The following is a 6,461-nucleotide window of genomic DNA, read 5'->3' as shown; positions in this document are numbered from 1 at the left end:
AAAACAGGCACACCGAATAGACCCTGAGCCGGAACGTATCGAAAGAAATAACGACACGCCTCGGCCCGAAACGGGAAGAGGTGGTGTTTCAGAGGATTGGCTACCCCGGGACCGTCCGCGCCGATGCGTGTCCGGTGCTCCCAGCCAGGCAGCTCGAAGAACACTAGACCTCTTGGGAGACCACGTCAAGCGCCGGTGTCCGTTCGGGGGACTCCTCCTCGGCCGGCAGCTGGAAGGCGAGGACCGCGACGTCGTCGTCGTGCTCGGAGGTGACACCCATGGCGCGGAGCAGGCGGGCGCAGACCACGTCCGGGGCGCCGACCGCGCCGGTGAGGGTGCGGGCGAGCAGGTCGAGGCCCTGGTCGATGTCCTCGTCCCGGCGTTCGACCAGGCCGTCCGTGTAGAGGACGCCGGTGGTGCCGGGCAGCAGACGGAGGGTGTGCGAGAGGTGGACGCCGCCACCGGTGCCCAGGGGCGGGCCGTTCTGCTCCTCACTGCGCAGGACGGTGCCGTCGGGGCAGCGCAGCAGCATCGGGAGGTGGCCGGCGGAGGCGTAGCCGAGGGTCCGGCGCTGCGGGTCCCAGACGGCGTAGGTGCAGGTGGCGATCTGGTTGGCGTCGATCTCCATGGCGAGCCCGTCGAGCAGGCTCATCACCTTGTGCGGCGGGAGGTCGAGGCGGGCGTAGGCACGGACGGCGGTGCGCAGCTGTCCCATGACGGCGGCGGCCCGCAGGCCGCGGCCCATGACGTCGCCGATCACGAGTGCGGTGCGGCCGCCGTCGATGGCAATGACGTCGTACCAGTCGCCGCCGACCGCGGCCTCGGCGCCGCCCGGTTGGTAGGTGGCGGCGACCCGGAGGTCCGCGGGCTGGTCGAGCTTCTGCGGGAGGAGGCTGCGCTGGAGGGTGACGGCGGCCTCGCGCTGGCGGCGTTCGGACTCCCGCAGCCGGGCGGCGGCGAGGACCTGGTCGGTGACCTCGGCGGCGAAGATGAGGACGCCGGAGGTGGGGCCGTCACCCGTGGGAGTGGTGTCGACGGTGGTGGGGGCCGGGCCGGGGGCACTCGTGGGGGTGGATCCGGCCGGGGCCGGGTCGCCGGGGTCGCGGGTGAGCGGCACGCAGGACACGTTGTAGTAGCGGTTGCCGGTGAGGCCGAGGATGCAGCGGGCCTTGACGCTGCGCGGGCTGCCGCCCCGGATCACCTGGTCCATGAGGGGCAGCACGCCGAGGGTGCCGAGCTCCGGCAGCGCGTCGCAGGCGGGCAGGCCGGTGGGGCGGTCGCCGAAGAGTTCGCGGTAGGCGCGGTTGGCGTACCCGAGCTGGTGCAGCGGCCCGTAGGTGACGGCGACCGGGGCGGGGATGCGGTTGAGGACCTCGCGCAGGTCCTGGGGCCGGTGGGGGTCGAGCACGCCGGTGGGGTCGAGGGCGTCCGGGATCTCGACCGGGCCGGTGGGGCTGGTGGGGTCGCGGGGGCCGGGCACCACGACGGCGTCGCCGGACGGCGTGCCGCGGTCGGTGCCGGCCCCGGACGGCGGGGTGGCACGCCACGGGACTCCGGTGAGCCGGGCGCTCCAGCGCATGAGTTTCAAACGACGGCCGCTTCCTCGGGTTCCAGGCATATCATCACGTTTTGTGCACTCGTCAGCACACGGGGTAATGATTCGGTCGGGCAGATCCTGTCAGGCGGAGGCCCGATTCCGGAAGTCGTCCGCGCCCGGCGCGGTCCTTGGGTCGGCCTCGGGGCTCTGCCGGTACTCCGAGCGGGCGGCGGCGACGGGGCCGCCGGCCCGGCTCACAGCGGCCGCCCGTCGGCCGGCTCCGGCCGGTCCGGCTGCTCGGGCCGGCCGAGCGGGACGACCTCGCGGGAGAACAGCCCGGTCAGCGCCCAGTCCATGAGGATCCGGACCCGCCGCTCGCCGCTCGGCAGCCGGCGCAGATGGCGGGCCCGGTGCAGCCACCAGGCCCGGCGGCCGGTGAGCCGCCCGCCGCCCCTGGTGTGGGCGACCGCGCGGCCCAGGCCCAGCGAGGTGGAACAGGCCGGCGGGCCCGGCAGGTACTCGGCGATGCCGGACGCGTGCGGGCCGCCGTCCAGCGCGACCAGCACATTGGCGGCCAGCAGCTCGGCCTGGGCGAAGGCGTGCTGGGCGTTGGGTGCGCACGGCGCCCCTTCCGCGTGCGGGTCGGGCACCGCCGCGCCGTCCCCGGCGGCCCACGCCCCGGGCAGCGCGCGGCCGTCCGGGCCGAGCACCTGGAGGGTGGGCAGGCAGCGGACCCGGCCGGTGGTGTCCAGCGGGAGGTCGGTGTCACGCAGCAGCGGGTTGGGGCGGACCCCGGCCGTCCAGACCAGGGTGCGGGCCGCGAACCGGCTGCCGTCGGAGAGCGCCATCACCCCGCCGGCGGCCGACTCCAGGGTGGTGCGCAGCCGGACGTCCACATTGCGCTCGCGCAGCTGGGCCAGGGTGTGCGCGGCGAGTTCGGGCGACTCCTCGGTGAGGATCCGGTCGGTGGCCTCGACCAGGACCCAGCGCAGGTCGTCGGGGGTGGTGTGGTGGTGGCCCCGGACCGCGTACCTGGCCATGTCCTCCAGTTCGGCCAGCGCGCCGACGCCCGCGTAGCCGGCGCCGACGAAGACGAAGGTGAGCGCGGCCTGGCGGAGCGCCGGGTCGCGGGTGGTGGTGGCGAGGTCGAGCTGTTCCAGGACGTGGTTGCGCAGGCCGACGGCCTCGCCGACGGTGGAGAAGCCCCGGCCGTGCTCGGCCAGTCCGGGCACCGGGGCGGTGCGGGAGACCGATCCGGGGGCGAGCACCAGGACGTCGTAGTGGAGTTCGACCGGCGCGGGCGGTTCGCCCCGGCCGGCCGCGTCGGCCCAGGCCCGGCGGGAGGCGTGCTCGATCCGGGTGATCCGGGCGGTGAGCACCTTGCACTCGGTGAGTTCGCGACGGAGCGGGACGACCACGTGGCGGGGGTCGATGGTGCCGGCCGCGACCTCGGCGAGCAGGGGGTGGTAGGTGAGGTATGCCTGCGGCTCGACCAGAGTGAGGTGGACCTCGCCACGGCGGAGCCGCTCGCGCAGGCCGCGCTGGAGGTGCAGCGCGGTCGACATGCCCGCGCACCCGCCGCCGACGATCAGAATCCTGATGGCGCACCTCCTGTCGATGGGCTCCGTGGCCCGCCTTCGACCGGGCATGCCCCCATCACGCCCACCAATAAAGGACCGCCGGAGCCCTCTTGTCCACCGTCCGTACTGTGGCGGATGGGGCGGTTGGGGCCGGAAGGGGACAGAAGTACTGCCGGGGTGAGTTTCTGACGCACTTTCGGCCTCGAACGGCGGTGAACTATGGTCGGATTGTGTGGCGGCGCGGCCACTGCCATGTCAACTGGTGGCGACGCACCGTGGATCGGTCATTACGGCCAGTTCTAGTGTTGGCGGGAGAACCCGACTGCGGGACCGTGATCCGGGGAAGGGTAGTTCCCGGACAGGGCCCCGAACGGGCGCCGACGCGCCGGCCCGATCGCATGGATCGGCCCGGCGGCGCCCTCCGGAGCGGGGTCCGGGTGGACCTGCGCGCGGCCGCACCCGCGGCCGGGCGGCACCCGGGCGGCACCAACGGCACGAGCGATGGGTCATCGGTCATTTCTTTCAGGCGTAGCTGCACCGGGGGGTGCAGGGGCGGGCGACGACAGGGTCCGGAACCGGACGCCTGCGGGGGAGAGTTGGGATGATGGAACAGGAGCGACTGTTGGGGCGATCGGGTGCGGCACACCCCGGCCAGGGCGTGGTGCCGGAGCAACGCGGCCCGGCCGAGGCCTCCGGCCCACCGGGGGCGGCGTACGCGGCCGTCCCGTACCGGGGCGGCGAGGCGGCACAGGGCGGCGGACCGTCCCCGGGCACCCGGCTGCGGGTCGACGCGCGGCGGAACCTCGAGAGCGTGCTGCGCGCCGCCCGTGAGGTGTTCGGCGAGTTCGGCTACGGCGCGCCGATGGAGGAGGTGGCGCGACGGGCCGGGGTCGGCGTGGGCACGGTGTACCGGCGCTTCCCGAGCAAGGAGGTACTGGTCCAGCGGATCGCGGCCGAGGAGGTCGCCTGGCTGACCGCCCAGGCCCGCGAGTCGCTGTACGGCGGCGCGGGTGCCTGGGAGGCGCTGGCCGGCTATCTGGCCCGCGCGGTGTCCACCGGGGCCGGGCGGCTGCTGCCGCCGGAGGCGTTCCGGTACGCCGAGGAGCTGGGGCGGGTGCCCGAGCAGCGTTCGCCGGACCCGGTCGGGTCGGGCAGCGCGTTCGGCTCCGCGCGGTACGAGCCGACGGCGACCGGCCTGTCCGGTGCGGCGTACGGCTCGGCGCCCGGGCCGCTCGGCGGTCCGGTGCCGGGTCAGGCGTCCGGTCCGGTGTCCGGCGAGGCGGCCGGAGGGCCCGTCGGGGCCGGCGTCGGGACGGCGACCGAGGGCGAGCTGGCGGCCCTGGTGGCGGACGCGGACCCGCGGCTGCTGCTGCAACTGCTCGCGGCCCTGGTGGCCCGCGCGGGTGCGGCCGGCGAGCTGCGGCCCGGAGTGACCGTCGCGGACGTGGTGCTGGTGCTGACGGCGTCGGTGCCGGTGCACGCCTGGCGCGGCGGGCCGCCGGTCGGTCCGGTCGTGGTGGGTGCGGCGGGCGCGGTGCCCGGCGCGGTGCCCGCGGGCTCCGGGGACACCCCGCAGCCGACGGGTGGCCCGCAGACGGACGGTCAATCCGCCGACGGACCCTCCGACCGGCTGCTCCAGATCCTGCTCGACGGCCTGCGGGCCCGCTGAGCCGGACCGCACCGGGACCCACCGTCCGGCGCGGGCAAGGAGGTTGGTGAGCGGGGCGGACGGCTGCGGGCCGTTCGCCCGGGGCGGGCGACGCCGCCCCGGGGCGCCGTGCGCGGGGCGAACACATCCGCGACGGCCCCACGGAAGAGTGGGTCACGGCCGGTCCGGCTACCGCCCAACTCTGCGCTATGCCATCCTTTGCCCGTGGTTGGAGCCAATGTCCCGATGCGCGCCGTTCGCGCGCCCTCGGCGCCGTGCGGCGGAGAATCGTGCGCCCACGCACTCCCGCGCGCCCTGCCACACTACGGGGGCTGTCGTGGAGTCTGGGGTCCGTTGTGAGCGCCGAGGAACAGAACGACTACGGCTACGGCCTCGACTTCGGGCGGTCCGCCGGGGGCGGGTCCGACCGGGGACCTGACGGTCCGGCCGCCGGCCCGGGGGCACCCGGCGGCGGGTCGGGGGCTGCCCTCGGGCCGGTGCCGGCGGGCCAGGTGCCGGACCAGGCCGGGATGCCGGGCCGCGAGACCCTCTCCGCCTCCGCCGCGGCGCTCCCCCAGGGCCGGGTCCCCGGGCAGGCCGGTGCCGGGCGCGGCGGCGTCATCCCGGAGGCCTTCGTCGGCACCGGGGCCCCGGTGCGTCCCACCGTGCCGGCGCCGGCCGATCCCGTCGACGGTGAACGACCGCCCTCCGACGCGGAGTTGACCGCGCTCGTCCGGGCCGGCGACGACACCGCCTACGAGGAGATCTACCGCCGGCACGTGGATTCGGTGCGCCGCTACGCCCGGACCTGCTGCCGGGACAGCTTCACCGCCGAGGACCTGGCGGGCGAGGTGTTCGCGCGCACCCTCCAGGCGCTGCGGGCGGGCAAGGGGCCGGAGTTCGCCGTCCGCGCCTATCTGCTGACCGCGGTCCGGAACGTCGCGGCGGCCTGGACCCGCAGCGAGCGGCGCGAGCAACTCGTGGACGACTTCAGCGTGTTCGCGCAGACCTCGGCCGCCGTGGTGGACCTCGATCTGGCCGACCCGGGCGCCGACGCCTGGGCGATGGCGCTGGCCGACCAGCGCATGGTGATGCAGGCCTACGCCGAACTGCCCGAGGACGACCGGATGGTGCTCTGGCACACCGAGGTCGAGCGGGAGTCCCCCAAGACCGTCGCGGTGATGCTCGGCAAGACCGCCAACGCGACCGCCGTCCAGGCCCACCGGGCGCGCGACCGGCTCGCCGCCGGCTTCCTCCAGGCGCATGTCTCGGGCAGCCAGGACCGGGACTGCGAGGCGTACGCCAACCGGCTCGGCGCGTACGCGCGCGGCTCGCTGCGCAAGCGCGCCTCGGCGGAGGTCGGCCGGCACCTCAAGGAGTGCGACCGGTGCACGGCCGCGTGCCTGGAGCTGTCCGAGATCAACCACGGGCTGCGCGCGCTGCTGCCCGGCGGGGTGCTGGTCTGGATCGGCGTGGGCGGCTTCGGCGCCGCCGCGGCCGCCGTCGGCGGAGTGGCGGCGGTGGGCGGCGCGGCCGCCGGGACCGCGGCCGCCACGGCCGGTGGCACCACCGGTGGTGCGGCCGGTGCCGCGACCGGAACGACGGGGGGTGCCGGGGCCGCAGGTGGTGCGGGAGCCGGGGCCTCCGGCGGGGGCGGGGGCGGGGCGAGCGCCGCAGCGGAGGGTCTGGGCACCGC

The 6,461-nt window shown here is 75.7% G+C and carries 3 protein-coding genes and 1 pseudogene; 2 read left to right on the top strand and 2 right to left on the bottom strand.

Annotated elements, in window-relative coordinates:
• Positions 1–214 precede the first annotated feature (214 nt).
• Together ADK60_RS18830 and ADK60_RS18825 are read right to left on the bottom strand one after the other, a co-directional pair.
• Positions 215–1,588, bottom strand: a pseudogene (locus tag ADK60_RS18830) (PP2C family protein-serine/threonine phosphatase); the annotation flags it as partial.
• A gap of 203 nt (positions 1,589–1,791) precedes the next feature.
• Positions 1,792–3,186, bottom strand: a complete 1,395-nt coding sequence (locus tag ADK60_RS18825) for an NAD(P)/FAD-dependent oxidoreductase (protein WP_079008492.1) — start codon at positions 3,184–3,186, stop codon at positions 1,792–1,794.
• Between the two features lie 532 nt (positions 3,187–3,718).
• Between ADK60_RS18825 and ADK60_RS18820 the strand changes: the two genes are divergently transcribed.
• Positions 3,719–4,786: a TetR/AcrR family transcriptional regulator gene (locus tag ADK60_RS18820; RefSeq protein ID WP_079008491.1), complete on the top strand. Its 1,068-nt coding sequence runs from the start codon at positions 3,719–3,721 to the stop codon at positions 4,784–4,786.
• A 335-nt stretch (positions 4,787–5,121) separates the two neighbouring features.
• Positions 5,122–6,461 (top strand): sigma-70 family RNA polymerase sigma factor (locus ADK60_RS46670; protein ID WP_234371142.1); only part of this gene is annotated, 1,340 nt, incomplete at its 3' end.

The organism is Streptomyces sp. XY431, from assembly GCF_001279805.1.
In the GTDB taxonomy this organism is placed as follows: Bacteria; Actinomycetota; Actinomycetes; order Streptomycetales; family Streptomycetaceae; genus Kitasatospora; species Kitasatospora purpeofusca.
The sequence above is the reverse complement of the archived record's forward strand: the minus strand, read 5'-3'. Positions and strand labels throughout refer to the sequence as shown.

Bases quoted from the DNA above. Each gene is read 5' to 3' on its own strand.
- ADK60_RS18825 (WP_079008492.1), bottom strand. From the start codon at position 3,186: ATGCCCGGTCGAAGGCGGGCCACGGAGCCCATCGACAGGAGGTGCGCC.
- ADK60_RS18820 (WP_079008491.1), top strand. From the start codon at position 3,719: ATGATGGAACAGGAGCGACTGTTGGGGCGATCGGGTGCGGCACACCCC.